Genomic DNA, 17,099 nt, shown 5'->3' on the forward strand with positions numbered 1-17,099 from the left:
GCAATGCAAGCGGCGGACATCATCCTTATCGGTGGCGGCATGGTCGGACTGACCCTGGCGCTGGCCCTGGAGCACAGCGGGCTCAGGGTGGCGGTGATCGAGGGGCAGCAGGAGGAGGGCGAACTGCCCGCCATTCCCGACAACAGGGTCAGCGCCATCAACCTGGCTTCCCAGACCCTGCTGGAGCGGCTCGGCGCCTGGCCGGGCGACAGCGGCCGGCTCGGTCCCTATACCGAGATGGAGGTGTGGGAGGCGGACAGCTTCGCCCGCATCGGTTTCTCTTCCGCCCTGCTGCACCAGCCCCACCTCGGCCATATCGTGGAAAACCGGCTGTTGCAGCAGTCCCTGCTGGCCCGGGCCCGGCAATGCCCCCATATCAGCCTGCACCTGCCGGCCCGGGCGGCGTCGCTGTCGGTGAGCGAGCAGGGGGCCTTCGTGCTGCTCGACAACGGCACCCCCCTCACCGGCCGCCTGCTGGTGGGGGCCGACGGCGCCCGCTCCTGGCTGCGTGGCCAGTTGCAGCCGGGCATGACCGAGTGGGACTACGATCACAGCGCCCTGGTGGCGACCGTGGCCACGGCCGAGCCCCATGGCCGCACCGCCCGGCAGATCTTTCGCGGCGACGACATCCTGGCCTTCCTGCCGCTGGCGGACGCGCATCAGTGCTCCATCGTCTGGTCCTGTGCTCCGGAGCGGGCCGAGGCCCTGGCGGCCCTGCCCGAGGCCGAGTTCAACAAGCAGCTGTCCCACGCCTTCGATCTGCGCCTGGGCCTGTGCACCGTGCTGGGGCCGCGCATGGCGATCCCCTTGCGGGCCCGTTTCAGCCAGCAGTTTTGCGGCCCGCGCTGGGCGCTGATCGGCGACGCCGCCCACACCATACACCCGCTGGCGGGGCAGGGGGTCAACCTGGGGCTGCAGGACGCCGCCGCCCTGGCCGAGACCCTGACCCGCCTGCACGGTCAGGGGAGGGACATCGGCGCCCTGGCGGGGCTGAGATCCTTCGAGCGCTGGCGCAAGGCGGAAGCGGCCACTCTGCTGGCGGCGATGGAAGGCCTCAAGCGGCTGTTCGGCGCCAGCCACCCCCTGGTACAGGGGCTGAGGGGCCTGGGACTGGGCCTGACCGACCGGCTGACGCCGTTCAAACGGCGGCTGGCGGCCCAGGCACTCGGCATTGACGGCCTGCAGCCCGCGCTTTCCAGCCTTGAGAAAAACTAATCCGATTGATTTTTGTGATTAGTTTTTCTGTGGCTTGTTTTTGATGCCCTTTGGTTAAAGCATTTGTGCTTATGCTTACTGGAAGGGTTTTACATAATTTTAATATTGATTTTTTGTTAATTTTTGAAATTTAATTCCAAGTTAAACGCTTTCTTTCGTTAAAATGGCTACCCTGTTGCTGCTTACTTTTTGGCTACAAAAATAAAACGATAAGTTTTTTTTGAGTGTAGGTCGGTTCTATCCCGGGCCGGCTTGAGTATAATCGGGGGGCAATACCGGATTATCGCTCACAGGCCAGGCCTCAAACAAAAGGAAGCGCCATGACTCAGCAAACAGTTCTGCACCCCCAGCACCTGGAAGCCGGTGCCAAGATGGTGGATTTTCACGGTTGGGACATGCCCATCAACTACGGCTCCCAGCTGGAAGAACACCACGCGGTGCGCCAGGACGCCGGCATGTTCGACGTCTCCCACATGACCATAGTGGACGTCAAGGGCAGCCAGGCCAAGGCCTTCCTGCAGAAGCTGCTGGCCAACGACGTGGGCCGCCTGACCCAGCCCGGCAAGGCCGTGTACAGCGGCATGCTCAACGAGCAGGGCGGCGTCATCGATGATCTGATCACCTATTACTTCGCCGACGACGACTACCGCATGATCGTCAACTCCGCCACCCGCGAGAAAGACCTGGCCTGGATGACCACACAGGCGACGGGCTTCGACGTGACCCTTACCGAGCGGCCCGAGCTGGCCATGATCGCGGTGCAGGGCCCCAACGCCAAGGCCAAGGCGGCCACCGTGTTCAGCGCCGGGCAGAACGCCGCCGTGGCCGGCATGAAACCCTTCTTCGGGGTGCAGGCAGGCTCCCTCTTTATCGCCACCACCGGCTACACCGGGGAAGACGGCTATGAAATCGTGGTCCCCGCCGACGAAGCCGCGGCCCTGTGGAACGCGCTCAAGGACGCCGGCGTGCGCCCCTGCGGCCTGGGCGCCCGGGATACCCTGCGCCTGGAAGCGGGCATGAACCTGTACGGCCAGGACATGGATGAAACCATTTCTCCCCTGGCCGCCAACATGGCCTGGACCATTGCCTGGGAGCCCGCCGAGCGCGATTTTATCGGCCGCCAGGCGCTGGAAGCCCAGCGCGCGGCCGGTGACCAACCCAAGCTGGTGGGCCTGGTGATGAAGGAAAAAGGCGTGTTGCGCGCCGGTACCCCGGTGCGCTTTGTCGATGAGCAAGGTAATGAACAACAAGGCATTATCACTTCCGGCACCTTCTCGCCTACACTGGGTTTCAGCATTGCCCTGGCGCGGGTTCCGCGCTCCATAGGCGCCAATGCCGAAGTGGAACTGCGTAAAAAATGGATGCCGGTCTCCGTGGTGAAGCCGACTTTCGTACGGTTCGGCCAAGCGGTCGCCGAGTTTTAAGAATCAAGAGGAACAACTGATGAGCAATATCCCCAGTGAATTGAAGTATGCCCGCTCTCACGAATGGGTACGGCTGGAAGGAAACGGTGAAGCCGTGGTCGGTATTACCGAGCATGCGCAGGATCTGTTGGGTGATATGGTGTTTGTTGAGCTGCCCGAAGTGGGCCGCACCGTGGACGTGGGCGAAGACTGCGCCGTGGCCGAGTCCGTCAAGGCCGCGTCCGACATCTATGCCCCGATCAGCGGTGAAATCATCGCCGTGAACGAGGATCTGGAAGACAGCCCCGAGCTGGTCAACTCCGACCCTTACGGCGATGGCTGGTTGTTCCGTATCAAGCTCGCCGACGAGTCCGATCTGGACGAGCTGCTGGATGCCGAAGGCTACGAGAACAGCATCGAGGAAGAGTGATCCCAAGCCCCCTTTTTGGGGGCTTATTGTATCGACAAAGTCTGAACTTTCGCTGCAGGTCGGCCAAAGGGCCAGCTCCGCCGACACGCTGTGAATACCTCCCTGTACGCTCGCACCTGCCATCCCTGGCAGGTGACGGTCGGCGGAGCCGTTCCCTTTGTCCTCCTCTGAACTGCCGCATTGCCGGTCCGGAAGCCCCTCTGCTGCCGGCCTATTAAGGAAGTGAAAGAAAATGACCCAGTCTTTGTTAGAACTTGAGCAGAACAACGCATTCATCGGCCGCCATGTCGGGCCTTCCGAGCAGGAAGTGGCCGAGATGCTGGCGGTGGTGGGCGCCGAGTCCCTGGACGATTTGATCCGCCAGACCGTACCCGCCAGCATCCTGAACGATCAGCCGCTGGGCATCGGTGAAAGTCGGACCGAAGTGGAGGCCCTGGCCTACCTGAAGTCCCTGGCCCAGCAGAACAAGGTGTACAAGAGCTATATCGGCATGGGCTACCACGATACCCATGTGCCCCTGGTGATCCAGCGCAACGTGCTGGAAAACCCGGGCTGGTATACCGCCTATACCCCCTACCAGCCGGAGATCGCCCAGGGCCGCCTGGAAGCGCTGCTCAACTTCCAGCAAATGACCCAGGATCTCACCGGCCTGCCCCTGGCCAGCGCCTCGCTGCTGGACGAAGCCACCGCCGCCGCCGAGGCCATGGCCCTGGCCAAGCGGGTGAGCAAGAACAAGAAGGCCAACACCTTCTTTATCGCCGATGACGTCCATCCCCAGACCATCGACGTGGTGCGCGAGCGGGCCGAACATTACGGTTTCGACATTGTCGTGGCCCCCGCCGAGGCGGTGGTGGAGCACGAACTGTTCGGTGCCCTGTTCCAGTACCCGTCCACCACCGGCCAGATCCGCGACATCCAGGCCCTGATCGCCAAGGTGCAAAGCCAGAAGGGCATCGCCTGCGTCGCCGCCGACATCCTGTCGCTGGTGCTGCTCAAGGCCCCGGGCCAGCTGGGTGCCGACGTGGTGCTGGGCAACGCCCAGCGCTTCGGCGTGCCCATGGGCTACGGCGGTCCCCACGCGGCCTTCTTCGCCACCCGCGACGAGCACAAGCGCTCCCTGCCGGGCCGCATCATCGGCGTGTCCAGGGATAGCCGCGGCAAGCCGGCCCTGCGCATGGCGATGCAGACCCGCGAGCAGCACATCCGCCGGGAAAAGGCCAACTCCAACATCTGTACCGCCCAGGTGCTGCTGGCCAACATGTCCAGCTTCTTCGCCGTCTACCACGGTCCGGAGGGCCTGAAGCGCATCGCCGAGCGGACCCACCGCCTGACCGACATCCTGGCCCTGGGCCTCAAGTCCAAGGGCGTGCAATTGAAGCATGACAGCTGGTTCGACACCCTGACCATCGTCACCAATGACAAGGACGCCATCGTCGCCCGCGCCCTGGCCGCCGGCGTCAACCTGCGCACCGACCTGGACGGCGCCCTGGGCGTGTCCCTGTCCGAAACCACCACCCGCGCCGATGTGGCGGAGCTGTTCGACCTCTTCCTGGGGGCAGGCCACGGCCTGGAGGTGGAGGCGCTGGACGCCGTCGCCGCCAAGGGTACCGGCTCCATTCCCGCCGCCCTGCTGCGCGACGAGCCCATCCTCAGCCACGAGGTGTTCAACCAGTATCACTCCGAAAGCGAGATGCTGCGCTACATCCACAAGCTGGAAATGAAGGATCTGGCGCTCAACTACGGCATGATCTCGCTCGGCTCCTGCACCATGAAGCTCAACGCCACCGCCGAAATGGTGCCGGTGAGCTGGCCCGAGTTCGCCCAGATCCACCCCTTCGCGCCCCTGGATCAGACGGTCGGCTACCAGCAGATGATCGGCGAGCTGGAAGACTGGCTGGTGAAGGTCACCGGTTACGACGCCATCTGCATTCAGCCCAACTCCGGCGCCCAGGGCGAATACGCCGGCCTCCTGGCCATCAAGAAGTACCACGAGTCCCGCAATGAGGGGCACCGCGACATCTGCCTGATCCCGAGTTCGGCCCACGGCACCAACCCGGCGTCGGCCCAGATGGTCAACATGAAGGTCATAGTGGTGGCCTGCGACAAGAAGGGCAACGTGGACATGGCCGACCTCAAGGCCAAGGCCGCCGAGGCGGGCGAGAACCTGGCCTGCATCATGGCCACCTATCCCTCCACCCACGGGGTGTACGAGGAAAGCATCCGCGAGATCTGTGACATCATCCACAGCTACGGCGGCCAGGTGTACATGGACGGCGCCAACATGAACGCCCAGGTGGGCATCACCTCGCCCGGCTTTATCGGCTCCGACGTGTCGCACCTCAACCTGCACAAGACCTTCGCCATTCCCCACGGCGGCGGCGGCCCCGGCATGGGTCCCATCGGCGTCAAGGCGCACCTGGCACCCTTCGTGGCGGGCCACGCCGTGGTCAAGACCGGCAAGGAAAGCCGCGACAACGGCGCCGTGTCCGCGGCCCCCTTCGGCTCCGCCAGCATACTGCCGATCAGCTGGATGTACGTTGCCATGCTGGGCGACGAAGGCCTCAAGCGTTCCACCCAGGTGGCCATCCTCAATGCCAACTACCTGATGAAAAGCCTGGCCGAGGACTTCCCCATCCTCTACACCGGCCGCAACGACCGGGTGGCCCACGAGTGCATCGTGGATCTGCGCCCGCTGAAGGAAGAGTGCGGCATCAGCGAGATGGACGTGGCCAAGCGCCTGATGGACTACGGCTTCCATGCGCCGACCATGAGCTTCCCGGTGGCCGGCACCCTGATGATCGAGCCGACCGAGTCCGAGTCCAAGGTGGAAATCGACCGCTTTATCCATGCCATGAAGCAGATCCGCGAGGAGATGCGCCGGGTGCAGAGCGGCCAGTGGACCCTGGAGGACAACCCCCTGGTCAATGCCCCGCACACCCAGGACGACGTGATGGACGCCGAATGGAACCGTGCCTACAGCCGCGAGCAGGCGGTATTCCCCTCGGTCGAGGTGCGTCGTTCCAAGTTCTGGCCGACCGTGAACCGCATCGACGACGTCTACGGCGACCGCAACCTGTTCTGCAGCTGCCTGCCCACCGAGGCCTACGGCGAGTAAGAGTACCAGGTTCTGGATAACGACAAGGGCGCCCGCGAGGCGCCCTTTAGTTTGATGAAAAAGTCGCTTGCTCCACAAGTACGGGGCGGCCAAAGGGCCACCTCCACCGACTCGCCGTAAACCCTTCCCTGGGGGCTCGACGGCGCCATCCCTGGCGCCAACGGTCGGCGGAGTCGTTCCCTTTGTCCGCCTGTTTTGGCATGGGTGTTGTCTGTTTGGGTAAACCCAAAGGTTTGTCAGCAGTCTGAAGGGTGCCCGCGAGGCGCCCTTTTTTTGGTCGATACAAGATCGGCAAAACAAAAAAGCGCCGGTTGGCGCTTTTTTGATTATGGTTGGCGGTCCGTTCAGGCCAGGGTGGTCTTGCCCGAGGCCATCAGCCGGCGCACGACCTTTTTCAATAGCGGAGCGAACAGGGAGAGGGATGCCAGGATCAGCAGCCACATGGAAATGGGCTTGTCGACAAAGGTCATCCAGTCGCCGCCGGAGATCTGCAGGGCGCGGCGCATCGACTCTTCCATGATGGCGCCCAGGATCAAGGCCAGGATCAGCGGGGCGGTGGGGAAGCCGAACAGCTTCATGCCGAGGCCGATCAGGCCGAAGGCGAGCAGCAGCAGTAGGTCGAACACGTTGAAGCTCAGGCCATAGACGCCGATCATGCAGAAGATCAGGATCATCGCCAGCAGCAGCGGCTTGGGCATGTCCAGGATGCGGGCGATGTAGGGAATGAGCGGCAGGTTCAGCACCAGCAGGAAGATGTTGCCCACGTACATGCTGGCGATCACGCCCCAGAATACGTCGGGACGCTGTTCCAGCATCATGGGTCCGGGGGTGACGCCCATCACCAGCAGGGCGCCGAGCAGCACGGCGGTGGAGCCGGAGCCGGGCACGCCCAGGGTCAGCAGGGGCACGAAGGAGCCGCCGCAGGCGGCGTTGTTGGCGGCCTCGGGACCGGCAACACCCTTGATATTGCCCTTGCCGAAGGTACTGCCGTCCTTGGCCAGGCGTTTTTCCAGGCTGTAGCCGAGGAAGGAGGCGACGGTGGCGCCGGCGCCGGGCAGCACGCCGATAAAGAAGCCGAGCACCGAACTGCGGCTGACCGGGCCGGCGATTTCCTTGACCTCATCCTTGCTGAGCTTGAGCGAGCCGATGTTGTTGCGCGGCTGCTCCTTGCCGCCGCCACCCTTGAGCAGCATGTAGAACACTTCCGCCAGGGCGAAGACACCGAGTGCCACCACCAGGAAGTCGATGCCGTCGAGCAGCTCCAGGCTGCCGAAGGTGTAGCGTTCGGTGCCGCTTTGCAGATCGATGCCGACGATGGAGATCATCATGCCCACCACGGCGGCGATCAGGCCCTTGACCAGGGATTTGTCCGACAGGCTGACCACGGCGGTCAGGCCCAGCAGCATGAGGGCGAAATACTCGGCGGGGCCGAAGCTTACCGCCACCTTGGACAGCAGCGGGGCGATCAGCATCAGGCCGATCACCGAGACGGTGCCGCCGATGAAGGAAGCGTAGGCGGCAATGGCCAGGGCCTTGCCCGCCATGCCTTTGCGCGCCATGGGATAACCGTCGAAGGAGGTGGCGACGGTGCCGGCCACGCCGGGTGCGTTGAGCAGGATGGAGGAGGTGGAGCCGCCGAAGATGGCGCCGTAATAGACGCCGGACATCAGGATCAGGCCGGAGGCGGGATCCATGCTGAAGGTAATGGGGATCATCAGCGCCAGGGCGCTGATGGGGCCCAGGCCGGGCAGCATGCCGATAATGGTGCCGGCAAAGACGCCGACGAACACGTACATGATATTCATCGGGTCCAGGGCGATGCCGAAGCCGTACACCAGACTGTTGAATGCATCCATCATAATGGTAAACCTTTGATTATTCCGGATTAAAGGTAAGTCAGCGCGACCACGTGCTTAGAAGGGCAGTATCCCGGTGGGGAGGTAGACATCCATCACGTAGCTCATCATGAAATACAGTGCCAGTACGACACCGCTCGATGCCAACAGGTTGACCTTATGATTGCGATAGCCGTAGTAATAGGCCAGGCCGCAACACAGCAGGATGGAGGACAGGACGAAGCCGACCGGCTGTAGGGCAAAGGCGTAGGTGACAATGGCGACGGAGGTGACCACCACCCTCATCCGGGGGCTGGTCCAGAAACCGCCGCTTTCCTCGATGATGTCGTCCTGTGCTTCGTCGTCGTCCTGCACCTTGTGCTTGGGCTTTTCAAAGAACAGCAATATGGCCAGCAGCAGCAGGGCGCTGCCCAGTGCCTTGGGGAAGGCATCCGAGTCGATGGGGCGGGGCAGCGAGAACTCGGGGATCTGGAACGCCATCCACAGATAGCCGAGGGAAAACAGGGCCAGTATGACGCCTATTTTCTGGTTGATGTTGAATTTGTTCATAGCAATACCTGTGCTTGAAGGGTGACGGAGAGGCCCCCGTCACCACTGTCTGTTAACGCCGCAGCAGGCCCAGATCGCCCAGTATGGTGCTGAACTGGTCGAGCTGACCGTCGAGGAAGACACCGAATTCCTCGCCGGTCTGGAAGGCATCGATCCAGCCCAGTTGCTCGCTGGCCTGCTTCCAGGCATCGGTTTTCACCATGCGGGCGAACAGGTCTTCATAGTAGTCCCGGGCTTCGGGGGACATGTCCTTGGGCCCCATGACGCCGCGCCAGATTTCAAAGGTGTAGTCGAGTCCCTGCTCCTTGAAGGTGGGCACATCGGCCAGGGTACTACCCAGGCGCTCGGGGGATGACACCGCCAGGGCGCGCAGCTCGCCGCCCTGCAACTGGCCGGAGGCTTCACCGGCACCGGTGATCACCGCCTCTACGTGGTTGCCCATCAGGCTGATCATGGCCTCGCCGCCGCCGGAGAAGGCGATGTAGTTGACGCCACGGGCTTCCAGTCCGGCCTCGGCGGCAGCACCGGCGATGGCGATGTGGTCCATGGAGCCGGCCGCCGAGCCGCCGCCCACGCTCAGGCTGGGGTTGGTTTTCATCGCCTCGAACAGATCGTTGATGGTTTCATAGGGTGAATCCTTGCGCACCAGCACGATGGAGTAATCGGTGTTCAGGCGGGCGACCGGGGTAAAGTCCTTGTGGCTGAAGCGGGACGTGCCGGCCAGGGGCACCAGGATGATGGGCGGGCTGGTGGCGAACAGCTTGTGATCGTTCTTGGCATCACGCGCTATCTGGGCCCAGGCCACGGCACCACCGCCGCCGGGGATGTTGATGGCGGCAAAGTTCTGCGGTGCCAGCTTTTCGCTCTGGATCACCATGCTCGAGGTTCGCACCAGGGTATCCCAGCCGCCGCCGGGGTTGGCCGGCGCGATGAATTCGACGGGGCGGGTGGGTTGCCAGCCCTGGGCCTGGGCGGCGGGGACCTGGGCGCCGAGGGCCAGCAACGGCAGCGCGGCCAGACTCAGGCGTTTGAAGGGTTTGCGTAGGGCGTTGAACATGCAGTTCTCCTTGGTTCGTCCTTGTTAACATCTGGTGTAAAAATAGATGCCTTGGTGTTAACGAACAAGCTTTGGGGCATAAGTTGAAAAAACGGCATTAAGGCGATTTTGTTTATTTTGTTCACGGCTGGTGTCGGGATGACGACAGGGGCGGGGGCTGCTATTGCTTAAGGGGGGTCAACGGCGGCCGGCGTGGTGCCGGTGCCCGTCAAGCATGGAGTACTTATGTCCGATCATGTGTACAAGCTGATAGAAGTGGCCGGCTCTTCCACCACCGGCTACGACGACGCCATCCAGAAGGCGGTGGCCAAGGCGGCCGAGAGCCTGGATCACCTGGACTGGTTCGAGGTCACCGAGATGCGCGGCCATATTAAGGACGGCCGGATAGCGCACTTTCAGGTGGTGCTGAAAATCGGTTTCCGGCTGGAGTGATCAGGGGTTGAGCCGGTAGCGGCGTTCGGGGCGGCCGACCTCGCCGTAGGCCTGTTCGGCGCAGGCCTTGCCCTGGGCCACCAGGTACTCCAGGTAGCGACGGGCGGTGGAACGGCTGGCGCCGATGGCCTTGGCCAGATCCACCGCGGTTTGCGGCTCCCGGGCCTGGGCCATGGTGCTGAGCACCGTATCCAGGGTGAGCCGGTCGATGCCCTTGGGCAGGGTGCCGCCGCCGGCGGGGGTGGGCTCCGCCGCGGCCGGCCGGCGGTTGAGCGCCAGATCCAGCTCTTCCTGGCTCATTTCCTGTTTCTGCTCGAGCCATGCCCGTTCCTTGAGGAAACGGTCCAGCATATGGGCCATGCGCTCGCTCTGGGTGGGCTTGATCAGGTAGTCGAACACACCGCCGCGCAGGGCTTCCTGGATGGTGTCGACCTCCTTGGCGGCGGTGACCATGACGATGTCGATATGCCGGTAGTGCCTGCGGATCTCCCACAGCAGCTCCAGCCCGGTGGCGTCGGGAATATAGGCGTCCAGCAGCACCAGGCTGACCCGATCGGCCTGCTCCGCCAGGAAAGCCAGGGCCTCGGCCTTGGTCTTGGCCTCGTGCAGCACCCGAAAGCCCGGTGTCTGCTCCACGAACTGGCGGTTGATTTCGGCGATGCGAAAGTCGTCTTCGATGATCAGCACGCCGTGGGTCTTGTCGTTCATTCCGCCTTGTCCTCCTGGGCCATTTTTTCCTCCTGCCGGGCGACCCTGGCCTTGGCCAGGGTGACGATAAAGCAGGCGCCGCCCAGATCGCCGTCCTCCAGGCTGACGTCGCCGCCGTGCTCCAGGCAGAGCCGGCGCACCAGGGCCAGGCCGATGCCCCTGTGCTTGCCCGGCTTGGTGGTGAAGCCGTCCTGGAAGATATGAGCCAGCAGGCCGGGATCCACGCCCGGGCCGTTGTCTTCCACCTCGAACAGCAACTGCTCGCCGAGGTCGGTGAAGAACAGCCTTACCCGGGGCGGCTCGGCCCGGCTTTGCAGGGCGGCATCCACCGCGTTGTTGAGCAGGTTGCCGAGCACCGACAGCACCACCTCCTGGCCGCCGGGGCTGAGCTGAGTATGCAGGGCGCTGTGTTCGACGATGTCGAGCTGCACGCCCTGCTCCGCCGCGTCCGCCAGCTTGCCGAGCAGGATGCCGCCCACCAGGGGATCGGCCACCTGCTCCAGCACCGTCGCCAGTTGGGCCTGCTCCCGGGCGGTTTCCTGGTTGATCAGGGCCAATGCCTGCTGGGGCTTGTTCAATTGCAGCAGGCCGGAAATGGTGTAGAGCTTGTTGGAAAACTCGTGGGCCTGGACCCGCAACGCGTCCATGTCCCGGTTGACCGCGTTCAGCGCCAGGGACAGATCCCGGATTTCCTGGCGGCTGCGGAAGGTGGCCACGGCCCCTTCCACCCGGCCTTCGTGGATGATGGGCACCCGGTTGACCACCACCGGATGCTCGCCTATCCACATCTCCTGATCGAACTGGCGCTCGCCGCTGGACAGCACCTCCCGCAGCCGGGAGTTGGGCACCAGCTCCTGCACCGGCAGCCCCAGGGCGGCGCCGTCCGGCGGCAGGTCGAGAAAGCGCCGGGCCGCCTGGTTGAGCAGGGTGATGCGCCCTTCCCGGTTGATGGCCACTATGCCCTCGTGGATGGACTGCAGTATGGCGTCCTTTTCCATCACCAGGCGGGCGATCTCGTGGGGCTCGAGCCCCAGTATCACCCGCTTGAGGTGCTGGGCCAGCCAGGCGGCGCCCGCCAGCCCCAGCAGTACCATGAGCCCCACCAGCACCCAGCCCAGGGCCAGGTAGTTGTCGATGTCGACATCCACCTTCTCCAGCATAAAGCCCACCGAAACGAGCCCGATGATGTCGCCGGCGGCGTTGAAGACGGGCGCCTTGCCGCGAATGGCCTCGCCCAGCGACCCTTCGGCTTCGGAGATATAGGCCTCGCCGCCGATCAGCGCCCGCTCGTTGTCGCCGCCCACCATGGGCAGTCCCAGCCGCTCGGGCAGGGGATGGGAGTAGCGGATGCCGGCGCGGTTGCCCACCACCACGTAGCGGGCGCCGGTTTCGATGCGGATCTGCTCGGCCAGGGGCTGGATGACGGCGGCGGGATCCGGGCTGTCGAAGGCGTCGATGATGGCCGGGATCTGGGCCACGGTCTGGGCCACGCTCATGGCGCGCAGGCCGATCTGTTCGGTGATGATCTGGCCCTGGCGGTGGTGCAGATAGGTGCCCTGTACCAGCAGGGTGGCGGCCACCAGGGTACCGACCAGCAGCAGTACCTGGGTGCGAAAGCGCAGCGGGGGGGCGGAGCGGCTTCTGTTCAGCAAGGGTAGTCCATCCATCCGGGGGAAGAGGCCAGTTTAGCAACAGCCGGGGCGGGAGCAAACCTCCGCAAACAGGGCGTCACTCCCAGTGCATCTCTTCCAGCACCACCGCCGGCACCGGGGTATTGACCCAGGTGCCCCTGAGGTTGCTCTTGTGGATGGACAGCTGGGGCTTCATCAGCAGGAACACGTTCACCGCGTCCTCGGCCAGCATGCGCTGGGCATCCGCCAGCAGGCGGTAGCGCTCCGCCTGCGCCGTGGTCTGCTCGATGCGGTGCCACAAGGCCTTGAAGGCGCCGTTGTCGTAGTTGAAGTAATAGTGATCCCTGGCATAGATGTCGATGTCCATGGGCTCGATGTGGGACACAATGGTCAGCTCGTAGTCCTTGTTGGTGAACACCTGCTCCAGCCATTGGGGCCAGCTTATCCTTTCCACCTGGAGTTCGAGTCCAATGGCCTCCAGTTCACCGGCGATCCGCAGCGCGAGTTCGGCCGCGTAGAGGGTGGGCGGTATGGTGATGGTCATGGCGGTGCCGGGGGCGACTCCCGCTTCCTGCAGCAGGCGGCGGGCCTTTTCCCGGTCATGGGGATAGTAGTCGCTGAGTTCCACATAGGCCGAGTGATGGGGGGAGAAATGGCTGCCGATAAGCGGTGGCGTATTGAACTGGTACAGCTGCTTGCGTATCGCCTGCTTGTCGATGGCATGGGCCAGGGCCCGGCGTACCGGCAGCTGGTCGAAAGGCGGGCGGGCATTGTTGATGGCCAGCAGTATCTCTCCTTCGCCGATGCCGTCACGGATCAGGTAGTCGCTGCGGTGGCGCAACTGGGCCTGCGAGACCAGGGTGCTGGCATCGGAGTAGTGATCGATAAGCCCTTCCGACAGGCTGGCCTCCAGCTCCACGAGGTTGGCGGTAAAGGTGAAGTGGGCCTGTTTGATGTGCGGCTCGGCTCCCCAGTAACCGGGGAAGTATTCGAGGCGGACGCCCTGTCCGGGCATCCGCCCGGCGAAACGGTAGGGACCCGTGCCTACCGGGTGATGGCGATTGTTGTCGGCGCTGTCGGGATGCACCATGACGGCGGCGGACAGGGCCAGCTTGAAGGGCAGCAGGCTGTCGGGACGCGACAGGCGCAATTCCAGCCCGTGCTCGCCGTGCGTCCGTACCTCGTCGATGGCGGTGTAGAGCTGGCGCTGGGGGTTGCCGCCCGCAGGATCCCGCAGCCGGTCGAGGGCGAACTTGGCGACGCCGGCGTTGAAGGGGCTGCCGTCGTGAAAGCGCGCTCCCCGGGCCAGGGCGAAGTCGTAGCTCAGGCCATCCTCACTCACCCGCCAGGTGCGGGCCAGGGCGGGGATCACCTCTCCCTGCTGGTCGACCCGGGTCAGCCCCTGGAACAGGTTGGCGTAGGTGACTTCGGCCGTGGTGGCCGATGCGGTCTGGGTGGGATCCAGGTGTGGCGGCTCCAGCTGCAGTTCTACCCGGATGTCGGTGCGCGGGGCGGCCTGGGCCAGGCCCAGGGTTAGCAGACAGATCAATATGGCAAAATAACGTGGGACTGCCGGCATGGATGCGTTCCTTAGGCGGTGTGCAAGGGAGAAGCGAGGACTATCCTGTTACGGCCCTGGTGTTTGGCCTGATACAGGGCGGTATCGGCCGCCTTCAGGGCCAGGCCGATGTCCGCTGGACGATAATCGCAGGCCAGGCCGCCGCTCAGGGTGACCCTGAGATCATGGGGCTCGAGCGGGGTCCCGGCCAACTGGCCACGCAGGTGCTCGAGCGCCTGCCGGGCCTGCTCGGCGGAGGTGCCGGTAAAAAGAATGGCGAACTCTTCGCCGCCGAAACGGGCCACCAGGGTCGACGGGGGCAGGACGGAGATAAAGGTCGCCGCTACCTGGGTCAGTACCCTGTCGCCCGCGTCGTGGCCGAAGCGATCATTGATCGACTTGAAGAAGTCGATATCCACCATGGCCAGGCAGAGGTGGCTGTCGGGGGCGCGCAGGCGCAAGGCCTGCACATGATGCTCAAAATGATGGCGGTTATAAAGCCCGGTCAGGGCATCGTGATTGGCCATGAAGTGCAGTTTCTGATTCATGTTCAGGATGCGGGCCTCGTTTTTACCTATCTTTTCGATGTAATTCCTCACCGAGCGTGCCATGTCGCTGATCTCGTCCCGTCCCTGCACCACCACGTATTCGGGGCGGGGGCGCTCATGGCTGATGGCCCGCTGCAGGGCCAGGATACGATGCACTATGGTGCGATGGATGTAGACGACGGTGATCACCACCATCAGCAGGGCGGCGGCGGCGATGAGCAGCAGTTGCCGTTCCCGTCGTTCGATATCGGTGTTGAGTTGAGCGACGGTATTCAGTATGCCGTTGCGGATGTCGTGGATATGAAAGCCCACCGCAACGCTCAGATCCCTCGACAGGCGCCGGTTGATCTCGACGCCTTGCCGCAGCCGTTGCTCCAGCTGGCGCAGGGCCGGCAGTTCGTCGCCTGCCGGGGCCTGTTCCAGCCGGCCGAGCAAGTTGATGCGCTCCCCGACCAGGGTATCCAGGTGCTGCAGGTTTTCGGCCAGGGCGAAGCGGGCCTGGGTTAGCTCGGCGAAGTGGCGGTCGTGGTTGCGGTATTGCTGCAGCGCGTCGGTGAGCCGGCCTATCCATTCGCTGCGATCGGTGATCTCGAACACCGCCCTGCGGCGGCTGGCATGGGTGTCCGCCAGCAGCAGCAGGGCGCTGCTGGCCACCATGCTTTCGCTCTGCTGAACCAAGCGGCTGGCGGTCATCAGGGCCTGGGTCTGCTGGTCGGCGAGGTGGTTGATGGCAGCGCGATAGCCGGAAAACGAGAGCAGGGCCAGCAGGACGGTGCTCAGGGTCAGCAGTGTCAGCAATATGGTGAACAGCGCCGTCTTGGTGGTGAGTCCTGTGCCCGACATGAGTCCCTGGGTGAAGCCGATAGCGGTAGATCCGGGTCGTCACTCTACCTGAAAATATCGGCGATTGTTACAATTTAATAACTCTTTATCGTCCGTGTCCCGGTGGGTGGCGTTTTCGTCTTTCAGACCCGGTTAGCTCCTGTAATCGCCGATGTCGGGCCGGCGGCTGGGGCCCTGCAGGGCGATGTCGACCGGGTGGAACGCCTTGATGGCCTCGAAGCAGAAGTCGCCCACCGCCCGGTGCAGTGCCTGGGGATCGTGATTGGTGATGATGATGACACTCTTGGACAGGTTGCGCCGCCGGCGCAGCAGGTGGCCGAGAAAGCTGGACTGGCTTTCGGCCAGGCGGCTGCGGTTGGCGGCCACCTCGTCCAGCACCAGCAGGTCCACTTCTTCCAGGGCGCGGCGATACTGGTTGCGGCTTTCCTGATCCTCGATCACGCCGAAGAACAGCCGGTCCACCACCGAGGCCCACTGCTGGAAGATCACCGATTTCTGGTGCTGGCGGATCAGCTCATGGGCGATGGCGCCGGCCAGGGTCGACTTGCCGGTGCCGAAATCGCCGTAGATCAGGATGGCGGTACCGCCTTTGGTGCCCCAGTGATCGAAGGCGTTGATAAAATGGTGGGCGGTGGCGATATGGTGGCCGAGCGCCGGATCGTCCGGGTCCATGTTGGCGAAGGTCCAGTCCGGATTGAGATCCGCCTGGGCCAGCAGTCGCTCGGTACGCTTTTGGCGGGCCTCCTGCTGGGCCAGGCGCACCTCGGCATTGGCCTGCTCTTCGTACTGGCGCTTGAGGCTGGCGTAGTCATACTGGGGCAGGGTGCCGCTGGCGCGCAGCCGCTGCAGACGGGCCAGCAGCCCTTGTACCTGACCGCCGGCGTTGGTGGCGGACAGATCCTGATCCGGTCGTTGCCGGCGCCGGCGGGCGATCTCGGCCAGGTCGGCGGCGATTTCTTCAGGTGTCTTTTTCATGGTGGTCTTCCTGGCAGTCGGTGCCGAGGCGTTGCGCCTCTTCCATCATTTCGCGGGCCCGGCGGCTGGGCCCGGGGGCGGCCCGGACCGGCACCTGTTGGTAGCCTTCGGTTCCGGCCGGCGGCGGGGCTCGCCTGACGCTGCGTTGGTGTTTGAGCTTGCGCACAAATTTCAGCATCCACTGATGCTGGTTTTCAAACACTTCGGGCCGCCCCAGCCAGTAGGCGATGAACTCACCCAGTTCGGTCTCGTCGAAGTGGCTGTCGAGCAGGCCGCACAGCCGGGCCAGGCCGTCGAACTGGGCGTCGGGGCGCCACTCGGGGTGCATGGCGAACTGGCGGGAGGGCAGGGGAGCCAGCCCCTGCAGCCGCTTCAGCGGCAGCGAAAACACGGCGCCGTGATAGTGCTGGGGGTGGGGCCTTTCCAGCGGGCTCAGCAGGCCGGCCTCCAGCAACTCATCCACCAGGGCGGTCAGCTCCGCAGGGGTCACCCGGTAGCGGTATTCGCCCTCGCCCTGCACCGCCAGCGCCTTGCCCAGGTCGGGGTAGTCCAGGGGCTGGGTCTGGTCGCCCCGGGCGTGGTGGCGCAGATAGTACTGGTACAGGCTGCGCGCCGGGTGGGACAGTCGGGGGGAGGTCAGTGCCTGGTATTCTGCCGGAGTCATAATGCCGCTGTGTTCGAAGGGGACGGCCATTATCCAATAAAGCGCCGGCAGAATACAGCCGGGCTTGTCGCTGCCGGCCGGGCTGAAATAAGCTAGGCTCAATTTATATTCCCAT

14 protein-coding genes are annotated in these 17,099 nt (G+C 64.0%); 5 read left to right on the forward strand and 9 right to left on the reverse strand.

The genetic code is table 11. From position 1 onward, the window contains the following. Positions 1–3: 3 nt before the first annotated feature. The 4 genes from AN401_RS06630 (at position 4) to gcvP (ending at position 6,163) form a co-directional block, all read left to right on the forward strand. Complete coding sequence (locus tag AN401_RS06630; protein WP_094037889.1) at positions 4–1,215, forward strand: FAD-dependent monooxygenase; 1,212 nt, start codon at positions 4–6, stop codon at positions 1,213–1,215. A gap of 320 nt (positions 1,216–1,535) precedes the next feature. Continuing rightward, entirely contained in the window at positions 1,536–2,639 is a 1,104-nt protein-coding gene (gene gcvT, locus AN401_RS06635) for a glycine cleavage system aminomethyltransferase GcvT (protein WP_096778855.1), read from the forward strand. A gap of 19 nt (positions 2,640–2,658) precedes the next feature. Beyond that, positions 2,659–3,048, forward strand: a complete 390-nt coding sequence (gene gcvH / locus AN401_RS06640) for a glycine cleavage system protein GcvH (RefSeq protein ID WP_096778856.1) — start codon at positions 2,659–2,661, stop codon at positions 3,046–3,048. A 232-nt stretch (positions 3,049–3,280) separates the two neighbouring features. After that, positions 3,281–6,163, forward strand: a complete 2,883-nt coding sequence (gene gcvP / locus AN401_RS06645) for an aminomethyl-transferring glycine dehydrogenase (protein ID WP_096778857.1) — start codon at positions 3,281–3,283, stop codon at positions 6,161–6,163. Positions 6,164–6,507: 344 nt separating this feature from the next. Here gcvP and AN401_RS06650 read toward each other — a convergent pair whose 3' ends face one another. Genes AN401_RS06650 through AN401_RS06660 form a run of 3 tightly spaced genes read right to left on the reverse strand, consistent with a single transcriptional unit; the run spans position 6,508 to position 9,625 of the window. Further along, positions 6,508–8,022, reverse strand: coding sequence for a tripartite tricarboxylate transporter permease (locus AN401_RS06650; protein WP_198401821.1), 1,515 nt, complete (start codon positions 8,020–8,022; stop codon positions 6,508–6,510). A 54-nt stretch (positions 8,023–8,076) separates the two neighbouring features. Continuing rightward, positions 8,077–8,568, reverse strand: coding sequence for a tripartite tricarboxylate transporter TctB family protein (locus AN401_RS06655; RefSeq protein WP_094037885.1), 492 nt, complete (start codon positions 8,566–8,568; stop codon positions 8,077–8,079). A gap of 52 nt (positions 8,569–8,620) precedes the next feature. Continuing rightward, complete coding sequence (locus tag AN401_RS06660; protein WP_096778858.1) at positions 8,621–9,625, reverse strand: tripartite tricarboxylate transporter substrate binding protein; 1,005 nt, start codon at positions 9,623–9,625, stop codon at positions 8,621–8,623. Positions 9,626–9,850: 225 nt separating this feature from the next. On the opposite strand from AN401_RS06660, the gene AN401_RS06665 reads away from it, so the two are divergent. Then, the gene (locus AN401_RS06665) at positions 9,851–10,057 is read left to right on the forward strand and encodes a dodecin (protein ID WP_094037883.1); all 207 of its coding nucleotides are present in this window, start codon (positions 9,851–9,853) and stop codon (positions 10,055–10,057) included. On the opposite strand, the gene AN401_RS06670 is transcribed toward AN401_RS06665, so the two are convergent. The 6 genes from AN401_RS06670 to AN401_RS06695 form a co-directional block, all read right to left on the reverse strand. Beyond that, a complete protein-coding gene (locus AN401_RS06670) occupies positions 10,058–10,765 on the reverse strand; it encodes a response regulator (protein WP_094037882.1) in 708 nt (235 codons plus the stop codon). It lies immediately after the preceding gene. Next, on the reverse strand, positions 10,762–12,417 hold the full coding sequence (locus tag AN401_RS06675; protein ID WP_198401822.1) for an ATP-binding protein: 1,656 nt from the start codon (positions 12,415–12,417) through the stop codon (positions 10,762–10,764). Before AN401_RS06675 ends, AN401_RS06670 begins: the two co-directional genes overlap by 4 nt. A gap of 76 nt (positions 12,418–12,493) precedes the next feature. Then, entirely contained in the window at positions 12,494–13,975 is a 1,482-nt protein-coding gene (locus AN401_RS06680; RefSeq protein WP_096778859.1) for an ABC transporter substrate-binding protein, read from the reverse strand. Between the two features lie 11 nt (positions 13,976–13,986). Further along, a complete protein-coding gene (locus AN401_RS06685; RefSeq protein ID WP_096778860.1) occupies positions 13,987–15,345 on the reverse strand; it encodes a GGDEF domain-containing protein in 1,359 nt (452 codons plus the stop codon). Positions 15,346–15,477: 132 nt separating this feature from the next. Then, complete coding sequence (locus AN401_RS06690; RefSeq protein ID WP_094037878.1) at positions 15,478–16,320, reverse strand: DnaA ATPase domain-containing protein; 843 nt, start codon at positions 16,318–16,320, stop codon at positions 15,478–15,480. Then, positions 16,304–16,984, reverse strand: coding sequence for a DnaT-like ssDNA-binding domain-containing protein (locus AN401_RS06695; protein WP_096780316.1), 681 nt, complete (start codon positions 16,982–16,984; stop codon positions 16,304–16,306). The genes AN401_RS06690 and AN401_RS06695 overlap by 17 nt, the downstream gene beginning before the upstream one ends. Positions 16,985–17,099: the final 115 nt, after the last annotated feature.

The sequence above is a fragment of the Zobellella denitrificans genome (assembly GCF_002407485.1).
GTDB lineage: Bacteria > Pseudomonadota > Gammaproteobacteria > Enterobacterales > Aeromonadaceae > Oceanimonas > Oceanimonas denitrificans.